This window comes from Streptococcus sp. CP1998 (assembly GCF_041026655.1).
In the GTDB taxonomy this organism is placed as follows: Bacteria; Bacillota; Bacilli; order Lactobacillales; family Streptococcaceae; genus Streptococcus; species Streptococcus dentalis.
This window is the reverse complement of sequence record NZ_CP163380.1, coordinates 1,745,249-1,766,756: the sequence shown is the minus strand read 5'-3', so window position 1 is coordinate 1,766,756 and position 21,508 is coordinate 1,745,249. Positions and strand designations below refer to the sequence as shown.

General features: G+C 45.0%; 17 protein-coding genes, 1 pseudogene and 1 riboswitch. Of the genes and pseudogenes, 12 read left to right on the top strand and 6 right to left on the bottom strand.

Going from position 1 to position 21,508, the window contains the following annotated elements:
- Window positions 1-242: 242 nt before the first annotated feature.
- Complete coding sequence (gene dinB, locus AB4X21_RS08855; RefSeq protein WP_369087862.1) at window positions 243-1,349, top strand: DNA polymerase IV; 1,107 nt, start codon at window positions 243-245, stop codon at window positions 1,347-1,349.
- Between the two features lie 8 nt (window positions 1,350-1,357).
- Here the strand turns inward: dinB and AB4X21_RS08850 are convergent, their stop codons facing one another.
- The 3 genes from AB4X21_RS08850 to rnhC all read right to left on the bottom strand — a co-directional run bounded on the left by AB4X21_RS08850 (window position 1,358) and on the right by rnhC (window position 5,411).
- Window positions 1,358-3,790 carry an ATP-dependent RecD-like DNA helicase gene (locus AB4X21_RS08850; RefSeq protein ID WP_369088378.1) on the bottom strand — a complete coding sequence of 811 codons (2,433 nt, stop codon included), beginning with the start codon at window positions 3,788-3,790 and terminating at the stop codon, window positions 1,358-1,360.
- 67 nt (window positions 3,791-3,857) lie between these two features.
- Complete coding sequence (gene lepB / locus AB4X21_RS08845) at window positions 3,858-4,508, bottom strand: signal peptidase I (RefSeq protein WP_369087861.1); 651 nt, start codon at window positions 4,506-4,508, stop codon at window positions 3,858-3,860.
- Between the two features lie 3 nt (window positions 4,509-4,511).
- The gene (gene rnhC / locus AB4X21_RS08840) at window positions 4,512-5,411 is read right to left on the bottom strand and encodes a ribonuclease HIII (RefSeq protein ID WP_369087860.1); all 900 of its coding nucleotides are present in this window, start codon (window positions 5,409-5,411) and stop codon (window positions 4,512-4,514) included.
- A gap of 136 nt (window positions 5,412-5,547) precedes the next feature.
- Here rnhC and AB4X21_RS08835 point away from each other — a divergent pair, with 136 nt between their 5' ends.
- The 5 genes from AB4X21_RS08835 to AB4X21_RS08815 all read left to right on the top strand — a co-directional run bounded on the left by AB4X21_RS08835 (window position 5,548) and on the right by AB4X21_RS08815 (window position 12,264).
- A complete protein-coding gene (locus AB4X21_RS08835; protein WP_003005477.1) occupies window positions 5,548-5,838 on the top strand; it encodes a hypothetical protein in 291 nt (96 codons plus the stop codon).
- Window positions 5,839-5,848: 10 nt separating this feature from the next.
- A complete protein-coding gene (locus AB4X21_RS08830) occupies window positions 5,849-6,403 on the top strand; it encodes a CvpA family protein (RefSeq protein ID WP_155128151.1) in 555 nt (184 codons plus the stop codon).
- A gap of 73 nt (window positions 6,404-6,476) precedes the next feature.
- A complete protein-coding gene (locus AB4X21_RS08825) occupies window positions 6,477-8,816 on the top strand; it encodes an endonuclease MutS2 (RefSeq protein ID WP_369087859.1) in 2,340 nt (779 codons plus the stop codon).
- A 380-nt stretch (window positions 8,817-9,196) separates the two neighbouring features.
- Window positions 9,197-10,615, top strand: a complete 1,419-nt coding sequence (locus AB4X21_RS08820) for a C69 family dipeptidase (RefSeq protein ID WP_320911159.1) — start codon at window positions 9,197-9,199, stop codon at window positions 10,613-10,615.
- Between the two features lie 129 nt (window positions 10,616-10,744).
- A riboswitch (glycine riboswitch) is annotated at window positions 10,745-10,839 on the top strand.
- Between the two features lie 102 nt (window positions 10,840-10,941).
- Window positions 10,942-12,264, top strand: coding sequence for an alanine/glycine:cation symporter family protein (locus AB4X21_RS08815; RefSeq protein WP_369087858.1), 1,323 nt, complete (start codon window positions 10,942-10,944; stop codon window positions 12,262-12,264).
- A gap of 53 nt (window positions 12,265-12,317) precedes the next feature.
- On the opposite strand, the pseudogene sstT reads toward AB4X21_RS08815, so the two are convergent.
- A pseudogene (sstT, locus tag AB4X21_RS08810) lies at window positions 12,318-13,529 on the bottom strand (serine/threonine transporter SstT).
- A gap of 137 nt (window positions 13,530-13,666) precedes the next feature.
- On the opposite strand from sstT, the gene AB4X21_RS08805 reads away from it, so the two are divergent.
- A complete protein-coding gene (locus AB4X21_RS08805; RefSeq protein WP_155128142.1) occupies window positions 13,667-14,515 on the top strand; it encodes a mechanosensitive ion channel family protein in 849 nt (282 codons plus the stop codon).
- Between the two features lie 193 nt (window positions 14,516-14,708).
- On the opposite strand, the gene AB4X21_RS08800 is transcribed toward AB4X21_RS08805, so the two are convergent.
- A complete protein-coding gene (locus tag AB4X21_RS08800) occupies window positions 14,709-15,026 on the bottom strand; it encodes a hypothetical protein (RefSeq protein ID WP_369087857.1) in 318 nt (105 codons plus the stop codon).
- Between the two features lie 278 nt (window positions 15,027-15,304).
- Window positions 15,305-16,651: an NADP-specific glutamate dehydrogenase gene (gene gdhA, locus AB4X21_RS08795; RefSeq protein WP_070449366.1), complete on the bottom strand. Its 1,347-nt coding sequence runs from the start codon at window positions 16,649-16,651 to the stop codon at window positions 15,305-15,307.
- 299 nt (window positions 16,652-16,950) lie between these two features.
- Between gdhA and AB4X21_RS08790 the strand changes: the two genes are divergently transcribed.
- The 5 genes from AB4X21_RS08790 to AB4X21_RS08770 all read left to right on the top strand — a co-directional run bounded on the left by AB4X21_RS08790 (window position 16,951) and on the right by AB4X21_RS08770 (window position 21,507).
- Window positions 16,951-17,886, top strand: a complete 936-nt coding sequence (locus tag AB4X21_RS08790) for a dihydroorotate oxidase (RefSeq protein WP_155128253.1) — start codon at window positions 16,951-16,953, stop codon at window positions 17,884-17,886.
- Window positions 17,887-18,164: 278 nt separating this feature from the next.
- Window positions 18,165-18,521 carry a helicase BlpT gene (locus tag AB4X21_RS08785; RefSeq protein ID WP_155126320.1) on the top strand — a complete coding sequence of 119 codons (357 nt, stop codon included), beginning with the start codon at window positions 18,165-18,167 and terminating at the stop codon, window positions 18,519-18,521.
- 275 nt (window positions 18,522-18,796) lie between these two features.
- Window positions 18,797-19,732, top strand: a complete 936-nt coding sequence (gene msrB / locus AB4X21_RS08780) for a peptide-methionine (R)-S-oxide reductase MsrB (protein WP_320911162.1) — start codon at window positions 18,797-18,799, stop codon at window positions 19,730-19,732.
- Between the two features lie 37 nt (window positions 19,733-19,769).
- A complete protein-coding gene (locus tag AB4X21_RS08775) occupies window positions 19,770-19,970 on the top strand; it encodes a hypothetical protein (RefSeq protein ID WP_320911163.1) in 201 nt (66 codons plus the stop codon).
- A gap of 235 nt (window positions 19,971-20,205) precedes the next feature.
- Window positions 20,206-21,507: a CapA family protein gene (locus tag AB4X21_RS08770; protein WP_320911312.1), complete on the top strand. Its 1,302-nt coding sequence runs from the start codon at window positions 20,206-20,208 to the stop codon at window positions 21,505-21,507.
- Window position 21,508: the final 1 nt, after the last annotated feature.

The window sequence follows — 21,508 nt, the reverse complement described above, 5'->3', positions numbered from 1 at the left end:
TCTTTCTAGCAACTACATCTGTTGCACTTACAATAGTAGTATACCATACAGAAACCGGTTACACAAAGACAAATTGCGAAAAATAGCAGATTCTTTTATAATACAGTTTCAATTCTTCTGCGATACTGTACTACATTTTTGAAAATGAACATGAATTTCCATCAATTTTCATGTTTTTAGGAAGGGCCGATTTTTGCAATTCTAAAATTTTCTTCTTATAATAGAAAAAAGGAGGGTGAAAAATGCTGATATTTCCATTGGTGAATGATACGAGTCGCAAGATTATTCATATTGATATGGATGCATTTTTTGCTGCGGTCGAAGAAAGAGATAACCCTAGTTTAAAGGGGAAGCCTGTCGTAATTGGCCAGGACCCTCGTCAATCAGGAGGGAGAGGTGTGGTCTCGACCTGTAACTATGAAGCACGGAAATATGGGATTCATTCGGCCATGAGTTCCAAGGAAGCGCTGGACCTTTGTCCCCAAGCGATTTTTATCTCTGGAAATTATGAAAAATACCGAGAAGTGGGCGAGCAGGTTCGTGAGATTTTCAAGCGCTATACAGATCTGATCGAGCCTATGAGTATTGACGAAGCCTATCTAGATGTGACGGAAAATAAAATCCAGAGCAAATCAGCTGTCAAGATTGCCCGCTTGATTCAGCATGCGATCTGGGAAGAGCTGCATCTCACAGCTTCAGCGGGTGTCTCTTATAATAAGTTTTTGGCCAAGATGGCAAGTGACTACCAAAAGCCCCGTGGCCTAACTGTGGTCTTGCCGGAGGATGCCGAGGATTTCCTGAGCCAGATGGACATTGCCAAATTTCACGGGGTAGGAAAGAAGACAGTGGAGCTACCGCATGAGATGGGGGTCTATACTGGCGCGGATCTTTTAGCCATCCCGGAGATGACTTTGATTGATCGATTTGGACGCTTTGGCTATGATCTCTTTCGTAAGGCGCGAGGCATTCACAATAGCCCTGTCAAGAACCATCGCATCCGCAAGTCGATCGGAAAAGAGCGGACCTACCGCAAGCTACTCTATGCTGAAGATGATATTTTAGAAGAAATTGCCAATCTGTCCAGTAAGGTGGCCCAATCGCTGGAAAAACACGGCAAGCAAGGGAAAACCTTGGTCTTAAAAGTGCGCTATGGAGACTTCACCACCCTGACCAAGCGGATGACATTGACGGAGCCAACACGAGAGGCTGAGCGGATCAATCGTTCCGCCCGACATATTTTTCAAGAAATCGAATCGATAAATACAGGAATCCGTCTCTTGGGTGTCACCATGACCAATTTCATCGATCATACTGAGCTGCCTTTGGTGGAAGAAAAAGAAAACGACTAGTTTGTTCACTAGTCGTATTTTTTGATGTCAAAAAAGGCTGCAATCTCTTCTTCAGTCAGTCCGATCATAGGAGAAATGGTGTGGAGATTGTCTTCTGTCAGTCGATAGACAGTCGGTTCATCAGGCTCATCCTTCCTTTTAACAGTTTCTTCCTTGCTTCGTGCGGATTCGACTGTAGCAGAAGCGGTGGCAACGGCTGAAGATGAGACATTGGTGGCTTCGCCTCCGTCCAGGTCCTTGAAGCGCTCCACCAAGTAGGTCTTGCGCGCAGTACCGGTATTTTTAGTAGCGTAATTAAAGGCGCTGTATTCTCCTAAGAGAATCAGCTTGCTCTTAGAGCGCGTGATGGCGGTATAGATCAAATTACGCTGCAACATCCGGTGGCTTTGATTGGTAATGGGCAAAATCACTACCGGAAACTCACTTCCTTGCGATTTGTGAATACTCATCGCATAAGCTAAGCGAATCTTGTACCATTCATTGCGCGGATAGACGATTTCATTACCATCAAATTGGATGGTCAATTCATCTTGCTTGGATTCTGTATATTTTCCTGGGAGAAGATCGGTGATGTAGCCGATATCTCCGTTAAAGACATTGCTTTCTGCATCATTGACCAGATGGATGACCTTGTCTCCATCGCGGTATTGGCAGTCTGGCGTGTCAAAAACCACCTGATCTTTGACAGCTGGATTGAGAAGGTCTTGCATGAGCGTATTGATATTGTCAATGCCGGCCTGGCCCTTGTACATGGGTGCCAAGACTTGGATATCTCGTGCAGGGATATGACTGCGAAGGGCAGCAGAAGTGATTTGTTCGATCATCTTAGGGATGTGTTCGCTTCCAGCTTCGAAATAAGAGCGGTCGGCTTTTCGTTCTGTGAAATCTTGAGGAAGCTTGCCTTGGCGAATGTCTCCTGCTAGTGAGACAATGGTCGAGTCCTCACTCTGACGGAAAATATGTTCGAGTTTGGTCTGAGGGATGCTTGGGATCTGCAAGAGATCAGCCAAGACCTGACCAGGGCTGACAGATGGTAATTGGTCGGCATCTCCCACAATCAAGAGTTTCGTATCCGTTGCGATATTACTGAGTAATTGATTAGCCAGCCAGGTATCAACCATGGAAAATTCATCCACAATGATAAAGTCTGCGTCTAAATAGTCATCCAAGTGGCTGGTGTCATCATCTCCTGTCATCCCCAAATGGCGGTGGATGGTGGCACTCGGAAGTCCTGTCAGCTCATTCATGCGTCTAGTCGCCCGTCCCGTTGGGGCGACCAAGAGGATCGGCAGGTCTTGTTTCTTCCGAAGATCCAGCTGGTGGAGTTGGGCATAGACACTGATCATCCCATTGATAACGGTAGTCTTTCCTGTCCCAGGACCCCCTGTGAGGATAAAGACCTTGTTTTGGATAGCTTGGTGAATCGCCTCTTTTTGAATCGCATCGTAGCGAATCCCCAAATCTTTTTCAACCGCCTCAATCTCCTGGTTGATTTTCTCAGGGTCAAATGAAGCTTGCTTTCCTTTTTCTAGGAGGCGACCGATATGACTGCGAATCCCTTCCTCCGCAAAGAAGAGGCTATTGTCAAAGATCTTGGTGTCCACGTTTTGGACCTTGTCTTCCTCGATGAGGCGTCCTAATTCTTGGGCGACAGTGGAAGGGTCCAATTCTACTGGCCGAGCGGATTCTAAAAGGTCAATGGTATAGCGCAGGAGGTCTTTGGCTTCGATGTAGGTATTTCCAGTCTCGATAGAGTAGCTAAAAAGGCTGTGGATCAGACCCGCGCGGAAACGCTCAGGGGCGTCACTTGCAATCCCCAATTCTTCGGCTAGTTGGTCCGCGATTTTAAAGCCCATGCCTTGGATATCTTCCACCAATCGGTAGGGCTGTTGCTCCACGATCTGGAGGGTTTCTTCTTTATAAAAATCTTGGATCTGAAAGGCCAATTTATTGGGAATGCCATAGTTGGCTAGTTGGGCGAGAATGCGCTCTGCTCCGTAATTCTGACGGAGTTTTTCTACAAAAGCCAGGCGGTTTTTCTTGGAGAGACCAGTGATATCTTCTAATTTTTCAGGGGCCTCCAGAATTTTGTCAATGGTATTGTCTCCATAGAGGTCCACGATTTTTTGAGCCGTTTTGAGCCCAATTCCTTTGAAGTGATCGCTGGAAAAATATTTCACCAAGCCCTTGCTAGAGGGTTTAGCACGTTCATAGCGATTGATTTTGAGCTGTTCTCCGTATTTAGGATGATGGACCAGCTCCCCCCAGAAAGTATAGTCTTCGCCTTCCATAATATCTGCCATAGTGCCCGTTACAATGATCTCAAAATCATCAAAGTCTTCGGCATCTGTATCGCTGATGTCGAGTAAGAGGATTCGAAAAAAACTGCTAGGATTTTCAAAAATAATACGCTCAATAGTACCAGAAAAATAATATTCCATCATTTCTTTCCTTTTTATAAAGCAAGGCTGGGACATACTTGTCTCAGCCTCAGTCTGTTGATCTATACTAATAAGTTTTGAAAGGGTAGATAGGCCATAGTCTAAAGACAGTTTGTCCTTTGATTTGTTCTTTCTTGAAAGCTCCGACCTGACGGCTATCTTTTGAAACGATCCGGTCATCTCCAAGTAAGAGGTATTCATCGTCGAGCAACTTCAAGGTAAATTTAGGATTGCCATCCTTGTCTACTGTAAAGGCTTGGGCTGTATTGGCCAATTGGCGGAAGAGTTCTCCGTTTTCTTCGAACCCTTTTCCAGTGTAGGTTGATTGCAATTTATCTTTTTTGAAACGAGCGATGTAGTCTTTCAAATAGGGCTCATTGGTCTTTTTCCCATTGATGTAGAGAGTATCGTTGTCATACTGGATAGTATCTCCAGGAAGACCGATGACCCGCTTGACGATGTCCTTGGTTTTGCCGTCGTCGTCTTTTTCACTGGCAACGACAATGTCGAAACGATCAATCGAAAGGTGGTTGATCACAAGGAGGTACTCGCTATCAGCCAAGGTCGGATCCATCGAATGACCATCCACCTTGACCGGAGCCCAAAGGAAGACGCGAGAGGCGATGATGAGACCAACGATGATGCTGAAGAGGCCCCATTCTTTAAGGAATCTCACCACTGGTGAGCTAGATGTATGTTTTGAACTTCTTTTTGACATAACTTATCTTTCTAGTAATTTCTTTGCTTTTTCTGTGTTTTTAAAATGGAGTTTGGCACAATAATCCAGAGCTTTCATCCCGTAGGTCTGGAGCAATTTAGCAGCGACTTGGTCAGACTTCGTCCCTGCTCCACTAGGGAGATTAAAGCCCAGTTCCTTGCCCAGATCTTCCAGATTTTGAAGGAAGAGATTGCGGGCGATGATGGAACTAACTGCAACAGCTAAATACTTACCTTCTGCTTTTTCTTCCAAATCAATGGCTTGGGTGACCTGATTTTTTTCGGCTTTCACGTATTTTTGGTAGTTTTTAGCCGTCGTAAAGGCATCGATCACAATTCGCTCTGCTTGGACTCCTTTATTTAATAGAAGATAGATAGCCTGATTGTGCAGGGCCACTTTGACTGAAACAGCATTGTAGCCAGAAGCAATGACTTCATTGTACTTCTTTGGAGACAATAAGAGTGCTTGGTGCTGGATGTTTTCCTCAAGGAGAGGAGCCAATTGCTGAATTTTTCGATCATCCAAGGTCTTTGAATCCCCCACACCGAGCTTTTTGAGCCAGTCGTGCTGGTCAGGTGTGACAAAGGATGCAACGACGGTGAGTCCACCAAAATAAGAGCCGTTTCCGACCTCGTCGGTTCCGATCATGGCTAGATCTGGTCCTGCAGATGAAGTAGTAGAACCTTTAGGGTTCCCAGCATCTTGCCCGAAAAAGGCCAGGTAAGGAGTAAGGTCATTGCCCTGGAGCAAGACTTTTCCAGACTTGTAGATTGAAACGGTCGCTCCCTCTAGTCGAAAGAAATAATCCATATGAGGATTCTTGCTTTGAGTGAGAGAACTGCGATAGGTATGGACAAAATCAAGGATTTGCTCCTGTGTTGGAGTGAGTGTCATACTTTCCATAACCACTATTGTACCACAAATTCAGGGAGAGAGGGAGCAAAAAGAAAGAAAGAATCCACTGGAAAATCCCTGTGAAGAGGGGCTTTGCTACTGACAAAGCTAGCCTTTTTTGGTATAATACCGTGAGGTGATTTTTATGGCGAGCTTAAATAGATATAAATTTACATTTGGAAACAAAGCGCTCACTTTAACAACCAACCATGATAATCTGTTTATGGAAGAAGTCGAACGTGTTGCGAAAGAAAAATACCAAGCAATTAAGGAACAAATGCCAGAGGCAGATGACGAAACCATCGCGATCTTATTGGCAGTAAATAGTTTGTCCATGCAGCTGAATCGCGAGATTGAGTTTGACGACAAAGAAAAAGAATTAGATGATTTTCGTCGCAAAGCTTTAGACGACTTAAAGGATAAATCATCTAAATAAGAGGAGATACATGTTAACTTTCTTAATCTTATTGATTTTGGCATGGAGTTTTTATATTGGTTATGCAAGAGGGATTATCCTCCAGTCCTATTATTTTCTAGTGACCTTAGTGGCCCTCTTGATTGCAGGCGGCAGCTACAAGGGGCTGGCCAAGGTGTTGTCTCTATGGGTTCCATTTTCGAGTCCCACCCAGCAATCAGTGAATTATTTTTATGCCAACCGCTACCTGTTTCAGTTAGATGACATCTTTTATGCAGGTTTAGCTTATGTGTTGATTTTTGCGATGATCTACCTGATTGGTCGCGTGATTGGGATCTTTATGCACTTGGTACCCCAGCCAGAAAAACTGGAGGATCGCAAGTATCAAATTGGAGCGGGTGTGATTGCTGTCGTGATAACTTTCTTGGTCATCCAAATGGGCTTGACTGTCCTCTCAACGGTTCCCATGGCTTCCATCCAAAATAGACTAAATGCAAGTGGATTGATCCGCTTTATCATCCTTCATACCCCGATCAGTTCCAGTCTGTTCCACAACTTGTGGGTGACTGCGATTATCGGAGCTTAAGGAGCAAAAATGAAGAAAGGAGTGAGACAAGTCCGATTCAAGGAAGGACGCTCACTTTTTTTGTAGGAGAAACATGAATAAAAAAATATTAGATATTCTGGAGTTTGACAAGGTCAAGCAACTCTTTGAACCCTATCTACAGACAGAACAAGGGGAGATGGAGCTAGCAGCCCTTACTCCAACTGATAAAAAAGAAAGCATCGAAACGGCCTTTATGGAGCTAGAAGATATGGAGCAGATCCTCTTGGAAGAGCCTCGCTTTGCCGTATCGACCATTCAAGATGTCCGTCCAGTGGCCAAGCGTTTGGAGATGGAGGCATCCCTCAATATCGATGAATTACTAGCGCTAAAAGCTGTCCTTCGGGTGACACATGAGCTTAAGGATTTCTACGACAACTTGGAAAATGTCCGTCTGGAAAGGCTCAATCGCCTCTTTGACAACTTGGTGGATTTACCACGCCTACAAGGTGGACTTCAAGCTATCAACGAAGGAGGCTTTGTCGAGTCTTTTGCCAGTGAAAAATTGGCCAAAATCCGTCGCCGAATCCAGGAAAATGAACACCAGGTCAGAGAGATTCTACAAGATCTGCTGAAAAGCAAGGTCGATATGTTAGCGGATGTTGTGATTGCTAGTCGGAATGGCCGCAATGTTCTACCAGTAAAAAACACCTATCGCAACCGGATTGCAGGGGTGGTCCACGATATCTCAGCCAGCGGGAATACCGTTTATATCGAGCCTCGGGCAGTCGTCAATCTTAATGAAGAAATTGCCAACCATCGAGCCGATGAACGGTATGAAATCATTCAGATTCTGGAGGAATTATCTGACACCCTGCGCCCTCATGCATCAGAAATTGCAAATAATGCTTGGATTATCGGTCACTTAGACTTGATCAAGGCCAAGTATCGGTTTATGCGCGATTATAAGGCAGTGGTACCAGAGGTTAGTAGCAATCGCTCTACTCAGCTCTTGCAATTACGTCATCCCTTGATTGAAAATGCTGTCGCGAATGACTTGCATTTTACCGAGGACTTGACAGAAATCGTGATTACCGGTCCCAATACAGGGGGGAAAACCATCATGCTAAAAACGCTGGGACTAGCGCAAATTATGGCCCAGTCTGGTCTTCCCATCCTAGCGGATCCAGGTAGTCGTGTGGGTATCTTCTCACAGGTCTTTGCGGATATTGGAGATGAACAATCGATCGAGCAGAGCTTGTCGACCTTCTCCAGTCATATGACCAATATCGTATCTATCTTAAATCAAGTGGATACCGCCTCCTTGATCCTTCTGGATGAGTTGGGGGCTGGAACCGATCCTCAAGAGGGGGCTGGCCTTGCTATTGCTATCCTAGAAGACCTGCGCTTACGCGGGATTAAGACCATGGCGACAACCCACTATCCAGAGCTCAAGGCCTACGGAATTGAGACTGCAGGAGTGCAAAATGCCAGTATGGAATTTGACACAGCGAGTCTGCGTCCGACCTATCGCTTCATGCAAGGAGTTCCTGGCCGCTCCAATGCCTTTGAGATCGCCCGCCGTTTGGGCTTGTCTGAGACCATTATCCAGGATGCCATGAAGATGACCAATACGGATAATGATGTCAATCAAATTATTGAAAAATTGGAGGCGCAGACCTTAGAAAGTCGCAAGCGCTTGGATACCATTCAAGAGGTCGAGCAAGAAAATCTTAAATTCAATCGTGCTCTTCGAAAACTCTATAACGAACTGACCCGAGAGAGAGAAACAGAGCTCAATAAGGCGAGAAAAGAGGCCAAGGAAATTGTGGACATGGCCCTATCAGAGAGTGACCGTATCCTTCAAGGACTTCACGCTAAATCCCAGTTGAAACCACATGAGATCATTGAAGCCAAGGCTCAGTTGAAAAAACTAGCTCCTGAGACCGTTGACCTTTCAAAAAATAAGGTCCTGAAAAAAGCCAAAAAGTCGCGTGCTCCTAAGGTAGGAGATGAAATCTTGGTTATCAGCTATGGCCAACGCGGAACCCTGGTCAAACAACTCAGAGATGGCCGCTGGGAGGCGCAAGTCGGCTTGATCAAGATGACCTTGGAAGAAAAAGAATTCAACCTCATCAAGGCTGAAAAAGAAGCAGCTCAACCTAAGAAACGCCAGGTGAATGTCGTCAAACGATCGAATACGAGTGGGCCAAGAGCACGTCTGGACCTCCGTGGAAAACGCTATGAAGAGGCTATGCAAGAGCTAGATGGCTTTATCGATCAAGCCCTGCTCAACAACATGGCCCAAGTCGATATCATCCACGGGATCGGGACGGGTGTCATCCGTGAAGGGGTGACCAAGTACCTCCGCCGCAACAAACACGTCAAAAGTTTTGAATATGCCCCACAAAATGCGGGTGGAAGCGGAGCGACCATTGTCACGTTTAAAGGGTAAGTTAAGTAATTCTGCAAAGAAATATAAATCTGTCTCATTTTTAGAATGAATTAGGAAAATACCGAAACTTTCCGCCGTGAGAAAAGTGCCTGAAACAATACAGTTTCAGGCACTCGGAATTATTGAGACCTTAGGCTCAATAATTAGTCATGGAACTTCTTCGAAGTTCGCTGACGTCCGTACTCACCTAAGGAAAGTTTCTAAGATAACTTTTTCTTCAATCTGAACCTAGCTGATAAACAGCTAGGTTTTTTAAAATTTTATAAAATGAAAATGATTGAAAGTTGTTGAAAAGGATTCGCTTTTAAATCTGATTTTCAGTAGGTCCTCCCTTTTAAAAGTGCTATAATAGAGGCAATGAATGATTTGGGAGGATACGCATGCGTAAACGTGAAAGTGCAGATTCGTGTACAACGATTCTAGTCGGAAAAAATGCTAGCTACGATGGTTCGACCATTGTAGCACGAACAGAGGATTCTCAAAATGGCGTTTTTACGCCCAAGAAATTGATCGTGGTCAAACCGGAAGATCAACCACGTCATTACAAGTCTGTTTTATCAACTTTTGAAATCGACTTGCCAGATAATCCAGTTCGCTATACAGCGGTTCCAGATGCGATTCCTAAAGACGGGATCTGGGGAGAAGCTGGGATCAATGTCTATAATGTAGCTATGAGTGAGACAGAGACCATTACGACCAATAGCCGTGTGCTAGGGGCAGATCCTCTTGTAGAGAGTGGCATCGGCGAGGAAGACATGTTGACCTTGGTCTTGCCTTATGTCAAGACTGCCCGCGAAGGGGTCTTACGTCTCGGAAAGATTTTGGAAGAGTACGGAACTTATGAGTCTAACGGGATCGCCATTTCAGATGTGAATGAAATCTGGTGGTTGGAAACCATCGGAGGTCACCACTGGATGGCGCGCCGTGTCCCTGATGATACCTATGTGACCAACCCGAACCAACTGGGAAGTGATTATTTTGAATTTGGAAATCCAGATGAGTTTCTCTGTGACCCAGATCTTGAACATTTTGTCACAGAGCACCATTTGATTCTGGATCAAGAAGGGAAAGGTTTTAATCCACGCTATGCCTTTGGTAGCCAAAAAGACAAGGACCGCCACTACAATACACCGCGGGCTTGGGCCATCCAGCGTTTCCTCAATCCTGAAATCGAGCAGGATCCACGGAGTTTTGAGATTCCTTGGTGTCAAAAACCTTATCGCAAGGTGACGATTGAAGATGTCAAATATGTCTTGAGCAACCACTACCAAGACACCATCTACGATCCTTATGGTCCTGAAGGAGATCACGTGAGTCAGCGGACCTTCCGGACGATCGGGATCAACCGGACCAGCCAGACAGCGATTCTGCAATTGCGTCCCCATAAACCACAAGAAACGACAGGCATCCAATGGATTTCTTATGGCTCCATGCCTTACAATACAGCCGTTCCTTTCTTTACCCAAGTGGATACAACGCCAGACTACTTTGCCAATACGACGGCTAAGGTAACAACGGATTCCTTCTACTGGGCCAACCGGATTATTGCGGGACTGGCAGATCCTCACTATGCTCACCATGTTGGTGATTTGGACGATTACCAAGAAACGACAATGGCCTGGGGACATGCGCGCATCAATAAAGTCGATCGTGCACTTGCAGCAGGTGAAACCGTTGATTTTGAGGCGGAAAACCAAGCCATGAGTGATCAAATCCAGGAAGCGACAGATCAACTCTTGGACAAGATTTTGCTCGATGCTAGCAACCTCATGACCAATCACTTCTCCTTGAGTGATTAAAAACCGTAAATTTTCAGGTGATTTTTAAGATATTTTCAGAAATGATTGAAAAAATTTTGAAAATCAATTAAAATAGAGAAAATTACATACGACCGAATGAAGTTTGCAGGAGCGTGAGTGACTGTGAATGGACGGAACTCTGGAGAGACCAGAAATGGCACCGAAGGGGCAAGGTAGAGGATGCATCTACTCAAACTCTCAGGTAAAAGGACAGAGCGAAAGATAGGGGAAGTCCCCTATTTTAAGCAGGACCAGAGTACATGTTTGACATGTGCTCTTTCTTTTTCTCTTTTCTGTCGAGCGGTCGATGAAAAAGGAGACAGAAAATGGATCATGTATTGCAGTTTTTTCAGCAGCTCGATAATCTAGTGTGGGGGGCCCCACTTTTAGTGCTTTTAGTAGGGACAGGGATCTACCTGACCCTTCGCTTGGGTTTGCTTCAGATCCGCTACCTTCCAAAAGCTTTTCGCTTGATCTTTACAGAAGATGAGGGACACGGGGATATTTCGAGTTTCGGAGCCCTTGCGACAGCTCTAGCGGCTACTGTAGGGACGGGGAATATTGTAGGGGTGGCTACAGCGATTCAGACAGGTGGCCCAGGTGCCCTCTTTTGGATGTGGATGGCAGCCTTCTTTGGAATGGCGACCAAGTATGCAGAAGGGCTCTTAGCCATTCGTTATCGGACCAAGGATGACAACGGTCATATCTCGGGTGGTCCCATGTACTACATTCTTCACGGGATGGGAGAGAAGTGGCGACCACTGGCTATTTTCTTTGCGGTTGCAGGAGTGCTGGTGGCCCTCTTTGGGATCGGAACCATGACCCAGGTTAATTCCATTACGGGATCCCTTCAAGCCAGTTTTGGAACAGCTCCAGAAGTGGCTAGTGTAGTAATTGCTCTGGTGGTTTCGACCATCATCTTTGGAGGGATTCACTGGATTTCCAAAGTCTCTGAAAAAGTGGTTCCTTTTATGGCTGCTGCCTATATCTTTGCGACTATCACGATTATTGTCTTGCATCTGGACCAATTGCTTCCAGCCTTAAAAGCAGTCTTTTCAGGTGCTTTCACAGGAACTGCAGCCATGGGAGGTTTCGCAGGAGCAACGGTCAAAATGGCTATCCAAAAAGGGGTGGCGCGTGGGGTTTTCTCTAATGAATCTGGTCTCGGATCTGCACCCATTGCAGCGAAGACCAATGAGCCCGTCGAGCAAGGTTTGATCTCCATGACAGGAACCTTTATTGACACTATTATCATCTGTAGTTTGACAGGACTTTCACTCTTGGTTTCAGATGAGTGGATGGCTAAGGGCAGCACTAGTACCCTGACTCAGGATACGTTTACAGGCGTCTTTGGCCCAGTCGGAGGTATCATTCTGACGCTATGCTTGGTGCTTTTTGTGACCACGACTATTCTTGGATGGTCTTATTACGGAGAGCGGTGTTTTGAATTCCTATTTGGTGTTAAACATATCAACCTCTATCGGACCTTCTTTGTTTTTATGGTTGGACTAGGAGGTTTCCTTAAGCTGGATCTGGTCTGGGTGATTGCGGATATTGTGAATGGGCTGATGGCTTTGCCCAACCTGATTGCCCTTTTAGCTCTCTCTCCTGTCATCATCAAAGAAAGCAAACAATACTTTAAGAAATAAGAAAACCCAGATCGCGAGATCTGGGTTTTCTTGTCTATTTGAGATAGGCTCATTTAATAGCGTTTTTCTTTTGGCCAGCTGCTCATTTCGGCGATGGCAGTGAAGAGTGCATCTGTCGAAGAGTTGAGGGCTGTTTCACAAGAGTCTTGGATGACCCCGATAATAAAGCCGACGCTGACGACTTGCATGGCCAAATCATTGGTGATGCCAAAGAGGCTACAAGCAACAGGGATGAGAAGGAGAGATCCTCCCGCAACTCCGGATGCTCCACAAGCAGAGATAGCCGCTACGACACTCAGGATGAGCGCCGTTCCAAAGTCAACCTGAATGTGCAAGGTATTGGCGACTAGCGTCAAAATATTGATCGTCACGGTCGCCTGCCATGTTTACAGTTGAACCAAGTGGAATGGAGACAGAATAGGTGTCCGGATTCAGCCCCAACTCTTCACAGAGACGCATATTGACAGGGATATTGGCTGCAGAACTTCGAGTGAAGAAGGCTGTTACCCCACTGACACGGAGGCATTTAAAAACTAGGGGATAAGGGTTCTTGCGGATCATGAAAAAGACGATCAATGGATTGATGACCAGGGCTACAAAAGCCATGGTACCAACCAAAACAAGTAAGAGAATCCCGTAGTTACTAAGGGCACTGAGCCCTTGGCCAGCGATGGTCGTGAAGACCAAGCCTAAGATCCCAAATGGAGCTAGGTTGATAATCCACTCAACAATTTTTGAAGTGATGTATGCTAGGGTTTGCAGGAGGTCTTTACTGTGTTCACTCGCCTCTCTCATAGCGATCCCAAAGACAGTTGCCCAAGAAAGGATCCCGATGTAGTTAGCTTGCTGCAAGGCGTTGACCGGGTTGTCGACGATCTTGAGCAAGAGGTTACTAATCACTTCGCCAATCCCGTTTGGAGAGGATCCTTCAGCGGCCTTTCCAGTCAGGGTAATGGTGATCGGGAAGATGTAATTGACCAAAACAGCAACGAAGGCGGCTGCAAAGGTTCCTAGGAGATAGAGGACGATGACCTTTTTCATATTGGTCTCTGTCCCTTTTTGGTGTTGGGAGAGGGCATTTGCGACGAGCGCAAAGACCAGAAGGGGTGCGATCGCACGGAGCCCCCAACAAAGAACTCTCCTAAGAGTCCAATGCCAGTTGCTTTCGGGAAGATAAGTGCTAGGATGACTCCAAGTACAATCCCGATTGCGATCCTTTTCATAAGGTTGGTTTTATTCCAAGTTGTAATCAATCGATGAATCATGTAGGACCTCCTTAAAAAATAATTAAGGAATATTATACGATAGTTAGGGGGGGAAAGCAATGAAATTTTCAAAAAATAGCCTTATTTCCGAATATTTGATATAATTATACTATTCTTTGGTAGAAAGGCCCGAATAAATGAGTCAAGCTTTCCAACGTTATTTCAGTAAAATAGATTGGACAAAGATTTTTGATGATCTGATATCAAAATGTATTTCTCTGATTTTTGTCTTTCTTTTATTTTTTATCGCTAAAAAGGTCATCCATAGCCTGGTCAAGCGGATATTAACCCCTTCCTTTAAGTATACGGTGCAGGATGAAGCCCGTAAAAAAACGATTCTCCGTTTGGTTGAGAGCCTCTTAAACTATTGTTTGTATTTCATCTTGATCTACTGGATTTTGTCGATTCTGGGTCTTCCGGTCTCTAGTCTCTTGGCTGGTGCTGGGATTGCTGGGGTGGCGATTGGGATGGGAGCCCAGGGCTTTCTTTCCGATTTGGTCAATGGTTTCTTCATCCTTTTAGAACGCCAGCTGGACGTGGGAGACAATGTTCGTCTCACGAATGGGTCTATTAATATTGCCGGCATCGTCAGTAGTGTCGGGATTCGGACGACCCAGGTACGGGACTTTGATGGGACTCTCCACTTTGTTCCGAATCGTAATATCACCGTCGTCAGCAATCTCTCACGCGGCGATATGCGCGTACTGATCGATATTCCGCTAGACGCAAATACCGATCTCGACAAGATCTATCAGGTGATTGCTCAGGTCAACCAGTCAGAACAAGACAAACACCCAGAAGTGTTGACAGGTCCTACGATTTTAGGCCCACAGATCGAAAAAAATGGTCGTTATTCCTTCCGCATCGCTATGACTGCGCAAAATGGAACCCAGACGACTGTCTATCATACCTACTATAAACTCTACCATGATGCCTTGATGGAAGCAGGGATTAGCCTACCGACAGGAAAGAACGGGATCATGTAACACAAAAAAGAGGCTGGGACAAAAGTCCTAGCCTCTCAATTATTTTTTGATTGTCGAGCAAGACGCAGTGGTTGAGTGGGCTCTACTACGCTGATTTCATCAGCTTTTACAGCCCTACTCAACTGTTCGGAGGTGGGACGACGAAATCGAATTCTAACGAATTACCGATTTCTGTCCCACTCTCTTTTTTGGTCTATTTTAAGTGGCAGTATTTGAAATCCAGCTTTTTAATCTGGTCCCAATTTTTTCGAGCCTCTGGTGGCAAGACGATGAGTTGCTTGCGCAGCATAGTCGTGATTTCAAGATTTAAGGATTCGATCGGGAGGGCAATGGCTACGGAACTTTTTGCCCTTTGGATCTTGTCCATGCAACATTCAATATGATGGCAAGTCGCGCCGGTCTGTGATTGACGGCTAGTCGCGATTTCTTGTCGCATATTGGAGAGTAATTGGACCAATTCAGACTTAAGGAATTCGATCGTATCTGATTTTTCTTGAGCTAAAAGAAACATAAGCACACCTCCTTTTGCTATAGTTTAATACTAATTTATTAAAAATGCAAGGGGGTAAAGTAAAAAAAATAAAATTTTTTTAGAAAAAGATACAGAAAAAGAGAGGGCTTACATCTCCCCACTACAGAAGGTCGAACCCCTTGTCTTAAAAATGGCTTTTCTCCCTTGGTCGGGTTGACTTGATAGAGGTCGGTAGCTACAAAAAAACTCCTGAAACATACTGGTTTCAGGAGTTGAGAGGCTTTGACCCGAAGGTCTCAAAGAAAAATATCGATTGATTATACAAGACCTTGTGCAATCATCGCATTTGCGACATTTTCAAAGGCAGCGATGTTGGCACCTGCAAGGTAATCTTTACCAAGACCGTAAGTTTCTGCAGTTGTTTTAGCAGTGTTGAAGATGTTGGTCATGATGTCTTTCAAACGTCCGTCCACTTCTTCGCGTGTCCATGAAAGACGTTGGCTGTTTTGGCTCATTTCAAGAGCAGATACAGCAACCCCACCAGCATTGGCTGCTTTAGCAGGTCCGTAAAGGATACCATTTTCTTTGTATACGTTGATGGCATCGATGTTACTTGGCATGTTTGCTCCTTCAGAGACAACTTTCACACCTTGAGCGACCAAACGTTTTGCAGCATCGCCATCGATTTCATTTTGAGTTGCACATGGAAGAGCGATGTCATAGTTACCAGCATAAGTCCATACAGAACCTTCGTAGTAAGTAGCAGTTGGTTTTTCAGCAGCGTATTCAGTCAAACGTGCACGACGTTTTTCTTTGACGTCTGTAAGAAGGTCGAAGTCAATACCGTTTTCGTCGATCACGTAACCGTTTGAGTCAGATACAGAGATAACAGTTGCACCAAGTTCAGTTGCTTTTTGAAGAGCGTATTGAGCAACGTTACCAGAACCTGAGATCACGACTTTCTTACCAGCAAAGCTGTCGCCGTTGGCCTTGAGCATTTCTTCAGTGTAGTAAACCAAACCGTAACCAGTTGCTTCTGGACGGATCAAGCTACCACCGAAACCAAGAGGTTTACCAGTCAAGACACCAGCATCAAATTGGCGAAGGCGTTTGTATTGACCGTAAAGGTATCCGATTTCACGTCCGCCAACCCCAATATCACCAGCTGGGACATCAAGAGAAGGACCGATGTGTTTTTGCAATTCAGTCATGAAGCTTTGGCAGAAACGCATCACTTCAGCGTCTGTTTTTCCTTTAGGATCGAAGTCAGATCCACCTTTACCACCACCAATAGGAAGACCAGTCAAGACGTTTTTGAAGATTTGTTCAAAACCGAGGAATTTCAAGATCCCTTGGTTAACAGTTGGGTGGAAACGAAGACCACCTTTGTAAGGACCGACAGCAGAGTTGAATTGAACACGGTAACCACGGTTTACTTGAACCTTTCCATCACGGTCAACCCAAGGAACACGGAAGCTAATCACGCGTTCTGGCTCAGTAATGCGAGCCAAAATATTTTCTTCGATGTATTCTGGATGTTTTTCAAATACAGGTTCCAAAGTGCTAAGGAACTCTTCAACAGCTTGAAGGAATTCCGCTTCATGGCCGTTGCGAGCTTTTACGGTTTCGAAAGTGCTTTGGATATATTCTTTTGCAGTTGTCATGTTAATTCTCCTTTGTGAATGAAACGAAAACCAGCAAACCCGCTAGGGGAGTGGCTTTGAGACAGTTGACAAACAATGTCATGTTTTATTACATGGATCATTATAGCAGACTTTTTTTGGCTTGTAAAGAAAAAAGTTGAATTTTCTGAAAATTTTATCGTGACTAGGAAAGTCCGAATATTTGGAAGAATTTTTAGCTTTGATTGTCCGGAAGCTTCCAAGTGATGGTATAATGAAAGAAGAAAATAGAGAGCATCCCGAACGATTCTGTTGGTGGTGTTTCAAAAAAGGAGTACAAGATGGTATCGACAAAAACGCAAATTGCTGGTTTTGAATTTGACAACTGCTTGATGAATGCGGCAGGTGTAGCCTGTATGACCACTGAGGAATTAGAAGAAGTGAAGAACTCAGCTGCTGGGACCTTTGTGACCAAGACCGCGACCTTGGAGTTCCGTGCTGGAAATCCAGAGCCACGCTACCAAGATGTGCCGCTTGGTTCGATCAATTCGATGGGGCTACCTAACCAAGGGTTGGACTATTATTTGAATTACTTATTGGAGTTGCAAGAAACGGATCCTGACCGGACCTTCTTCTTATCTCTCGTCGGCATGTCTCCTGAAGAAACTCATACCATCTTGAAAAAGGTGCAAGACAGTGACTTTAAAGGCTTGACAGAGTTGAACCTATCTTGTCCCAATGTCCCTGGGAAACCTCAGATTGCCTATGATTTTGATACGACAGATCGGATCTTGTCTGAGGTCTTTGCCTATTTCACCAAACCTCTAGGGATCAAGTTGCCACCTTATTTTGATATCGTTCATTTTGATCAAGTAGCAGCGATCTTTAACAAATACCCGCTCAAGTTTGTCAACTGCGTCAACTCGATCGGAAATGGCCTCTACATCGAGGATGAATCCGTGGTGATTCGTCCTAAGAACGGATTTGGTGGGATTGGTGGAGAATACATCAAACCAACGGCTCTCGCTAATGTCCATGCTTTTTACCAACGTCTGAATCCAGAAATCCAGATTGTGGGGACAGGGGGCGTCTTGACTGGTCGCGATGCTTTTGAACATATCCTTTGTGGGGCTAGTATGGTGCAAATCGGAACGACACTCCATAAAGAAGGAGTAGGAGCTTTTGACCGCATCACTGCGGAGCTCAAAGCCATCATGGAAGAAAAAGGCTACCAAAGCCTGGAAGACTTCCGTGGGAAATTGCACTACATTGACTAATCTTTCGAAAAAAACTTCCTCAAGTGGAAACTTGGGGAAGTTTTTTATGAGAGTGGGACAGAAATCGGTAATTCGTTAGAATTCAATTTCGTCGTCCCACCTCCGCACAGTTGAGTAGGGCTGTAAAAGCTGATGAAATCAGCGTAGTAGAGCCCACTCAACCACTGCGTCTTGCTTGACAATCCAAAAATAATTGAGAGGCTAGGACTTTTGTCCCAACCTCATTCTGTTCCTAGTTTTAGGAATTTTCCATTTTTATAGAGAGAAAAAGGTGTACAATGGAGGTGAAAAGGAAGGTGATTTCTATGGAAGAAAGGGATGTGATTCAAGAGGCAAGAACGACGATCAGCCTTCTTCAAACAGCCTTTTCTAAGGGATTCACCCCCAGTCCAGATACCCTTCGATTTCGAGAAAATCTAGATCAGATGTTGAAAGGTTTACGAAAGGCTAGGCGGGTAGACAATCGTATGTTGATTGAGTTAGAAAAGTTTTATCAGACCGCCAGTTTATTGATTGGTCTGGGTGGGCTAGCTTTGAACGAAGAGGCCTTTCAAGCTTGGCGAGCTTATGATCACTGGCATTACGAGGTTGTGAAACCTCAGTTACAGGTCTACGGACCGACGGTGGTGTTGTAGTTGATACTAGCCTGGTGCTTGTCCACAGATATTCAGAGGAGGTGTTGGTCATGGTAGTCCTTCATGATTTTCTACATCAGTTAACCCTATCGTTTTGGAATTTTTATTACTCGCTCTTTTTCTTATTTGAAAAATAAGAAGGATTGAATCCCTTTTACATATAGTAGAAGGGATTTTTGATGCAGAATCCTTGAAAATCTGAGGCTCTTGGATTATGATGGAGCTAATAGATGTCAAGCGTTCCTTGTGGGGAATGCAGGAAGCGAGGAAAAAAGATGGCAGAGATTTATTTAGCAGGTGGCTGTTTTTGGGGCTTAGAGGAATATTTTTCACGGATCCCCGGTGTAGAAGAGACGACGGTAGGCTATGCCAATGGCCAGGTAGAAACGACCAATTACCAACTGATCAAGGAAACGGATCATGCAGAGACCGTTCAGGTCATCTACGATCCAGACAAAATCACCCTACGAGCGATTCTGCTCTACTATTTTCGTGTGATCGATCCCTTGTCCGTTAACAAACAGGGAAATGATCGAGGCCGCCAATATCGGACCGGTGTCTATTATACAGACGAGGCAGATCATGAAGTGATCGCCCAAGTGTTTGCGGAAGAAGAGAAGCAACTGGGCAGCAAAATTGTGGTTGAGCTAGAACCTTTGCGTCACTACATCCTAGCTGAGGACTACCACCAAGACTACCTCAAGAAGAATCCTGGAGGTTATTGCCATATTGATGTGACGGATGCTGAGCAGCCCTTGATTGATCCGTCAGCCTATCAGAAGCCAGATCAAGAAACCCTAAAAGGGAAACTGACAGCAGAGCAGTACCAAGTCACCCAAGAAAGCGCGACGGAACGTCCGTTCCACAATGCCTATGATCAGACCTTTGAAGAGGGGATCTATGTGGATATTACGACGGGGGAGCCACTCTTTTTTGCCAAGGATAAGTTTGCGTCTGGCTGTGGATGGCCAAGTTTCTCCCGTCCCATTGCCAAAGATGTCGTCCACTATTACCAGGATCATAGCCACGGGATGGAGCGGATCGAAGTTCGTTCCCGTTCAGGCAATGCCCATCTCGGACATGTCTTCACCGATGGACCAAAAGATCAGGGAGGGCTTCGCTATTGTATCAATTCGGCCTCTCTGCACTTTATTCCAAAAGAGGAAATGGAGCAAGAAGGTTATGGATATTTGTTAAAGGCTTTGAAATAAGAGGGTCTTTCTAATAGATCGAAAAACGGAGTTTATGATGAAAAATAGAAATTTATGGCGAACGATTTTTTCACTTTCAGCTTTGGTGACTCTAATTGGATTAGGATTTATTGCCTATAATCATTTTGTATTTCATCAACCTTTTATGAATCGGACGACAAAAGGGTTGCTTTCGGCTTTTTTCCTAAGTCTTGTCATGGTTGCGATTAGCTTGTCCAAATCAAACGATAAGAAGTGATTTGTGACCATCTATATGAATCAATCAACTGTGCGAGAGCAGGACGATGAAGCGTTTCTAAACAATGGCGTTTCTGTCCTGCTCTCTTTTTTCTCTTCTTAAAAATTGTGATACAATGAAGAGAAAGTATTTCAATGACAGCTCAATCTGTTGGCAGAGCATTGGAGAAACTAGGTAGGAAGAAGAGGTAGGAATGTTAGAGAAGTGGGAGAATGTGAAAGGGACCATCAAAACGATGGGAAAAGAGTTGTCAGCGGCCTTTGATTGGGCTTTTGATCGTCTCTTTTCAAGGATTCAGCTGACCAATGAACAGTTTGTCTATGTGCTCTTGTCAGTCGTTTTTATCGTGGCCAATGCCATCTTGTGGGTGCAAAAGTTCCAAGGCTTTCCGATCACCGCAACGGAACGGCCAGAGGTTGTGTACAAGGCCAAAACACCGGCTGATCAGATTCCTCATACAGCTCGAATCATGGCGAATGGAGACCAGCTCTATCATGATTTGCTTTATATGAGCGCGCAAAAAGAAGATGGAAGCTATGATTTTCATGAAAATTATGAGTATGTCAAACCCTGGCTACAAAAAGCGGATCTAGCCTTGGGTGATTTTGAGGGAACCATTAACCCGAATTACTATTTGTCAGGTTATCCTCTCTTTAATGCACCAAGCGAAGTCGTACCAGCCATCAAGGATGCTGGTTATGATGTCATGGATTTGGGACACAACCATATCTTGGATTCAGGCCTAGATGGGGTCTATTCGACAGCCAAGGCCTTTGAAGATGTAGGCATCACACCTGTCGGTGTCTACACGCATGAAAAGAGAGGGCAAGCTCCCTTGGTGATCAAGGAAGTGAATGGCATCAAGATTGCTATTCTAGCCTATGCTTACGGCTTTAATGGGATGGAAACGACCCTCACTCCAGAAGAGCAAGCAGATGTCTTGTCTGATCTGGATGAAGAGCGGATGAAGGCGGAGATCCAAAAGGCAGAGCAAGAGGCCGATATTACTATTGTCATGCCCCAGATGGGAATCGAGTACCAGTTGGAGCCGACAGAAGAGCAAAAAGAGCTCTACCATAAGATGGTTTCTTGGGGAGCTGATATTGTCTTTGGCGGACATCCCCATGTTGTAGAGCCTGCTGAAGTGGTCAATAAAGATGGTCAAAACAAGCTCATCATCTACTCGATGGGGAATTTCCTTTCTAATCAGCGTCTGGAAACCATGGGGGACGTGGAGACTGCCCAGTGGACAGAGCGAGGAGTCTTGATGGATGTGACCATCGAAAAGGTCGGTCGCAAGACAAAGATTAAGACAGCGACTGCTCATCCAACCTGGGTTAGTCGAACTCCGAAGGGGACCTATTCTCCTGAAGGCTATGAGTTGTACAAGTACCAGACCTATATTTTGGAAGATTTTATCCCGGATGGCAAATACCGCGACAAGTTGGATGAGGAGACCAAGGAGAGAGTGGACACGGCTTACCGAGAAATGAAGGAACATGTTCACTTGGACTGGCCTCAGAGTGGAAAGGAATAGA

What these genes read in the sequence shown, in the direction of transcription:
- dinB (WP_369087862.1), top strand. Translation starts at nt 243, where the DNA reads ATGCTGATATTTCCATTGGTGAATGATACGAGTCGCAAGATTATTCAT.
- AB4X21_RS08850 (WP_369088378.1), bottom strand. Translation starts at nt 3,790, where the DNA reads ATGGAATATTATTTTTCTGGTACTATTGAGCGTATTATTTTTGAAAAT.
- lepB (WP_369087861.1), bottom strand. Translation starts at nt 4,508, where the DNA reads ATGTCAAAAAGAAGTTCAAAACATACATCTAGCTCACCAGTGGTGAGA.
- rnhC (WP_369087860.1), bottom strand. Translation starts at nt 5,411, where the DNA reads ATGGAAAGTATGACACTCACTCCAACACAGGAGCAAATCCTTGATTTT.
- AB4X21_RS08835 (WP_003005477.1), top strand. Translation starts at nt 5,548, where the DNA reads ATGGCGAGCTTAAATAGATATAAATTTACATTTGGAAACAAAGCGCTC.
- AB4X21_RS08830 (WP_155128151.1), top strand. Translation starts at nt 5,849, where the DNA reads ATGTTAACTTTCTTAATCTTATTGATTTTGGCATGGAGTTTTTATATT.
- AB4X21_RS08825 (WP_369087859.1), top strand. Translation starts at nt 6,477, where the DNA reads ATGAATAAAAAAATATTAGATATTCTGGAGTTTGACAAGGTCAAGCAA.
- AB4X21_RS08820 (WP_320911159.1), top strand. Translation starts at nt 9,197, where the DNA reads ATGCGTAAACGTGAAAGTGCAGATTCGTGTACAACGATTCTAGTCGGA.
- AB4X21_RS08815 (WP_369087858.1), top strand. Translation starts at nt 10,942, where the DNA reads ATGGATCATGTATTGCAGTTTTTTCAGCAGCTCGATAATCTAGTGTGG.
- AB4X21_RS08805 (WP_155128142.1), top strand. Translation starts at nt 13,667, where the DNA reads ATGAGTCAAGCTTTCCAACGTTATTTCAGTAAAATAGATTGGACAAAG.
- AB4X21_RS08800 (WP_369087857.1), bottom strand. Translation starts at nt 15,026, where the DNA reads ATGTTTCTTTTAGCTCAAGAAAAATCAGATACGATCGAATTCCTTAAG.
- gdhA (WP_070449366.1), bottom strand. Translation starts at nt 16,651, where the DNA reads ATGACAACTGCAAAAGAATATATCCAAAGCACTTTCGAAACCGTAAAA.
- AB4X21_RS08790 (WP_155128253.1), top strand. Translation starts at nt 16,951, where the DNA reads ATGGTATCGACAAAAACGCAAATTGCTGGTTTTGAATTTGACAACTGC.
- AB4X21_RS08785 (WP_155126320.1), top strand. Translation starts at nt 18,165, where the DNA reads ATGGAGGTGAAAAGGAAGGTGATTTCTATGGAAGAAAGGGATGTGATT.
- msrB (WP_320911162.1), top strand. Translation starts at nt 18,797, where the DNA reads ATGGCAGAGATTTATTTAGCAGGTGGCTGTTTTTGGGGCTTAGAGGAA.
- AB4X21_RS08775 (WP_320911163.1), top strand. Translation starts at nt 19,770, where the DNA reads ATGAAAAATAGAAATTTATGGCGAACGATTTTTTCACTTTCAGCTTTG.
- AB4X21_RS08770 (WP_320911312.1), top strand. Translation starts at nt 20,206, where the DNA reads ATGGGAAAAGAGTTGTCAGCGGCCTTTGATTGGGCTTTTGATCGTCTC.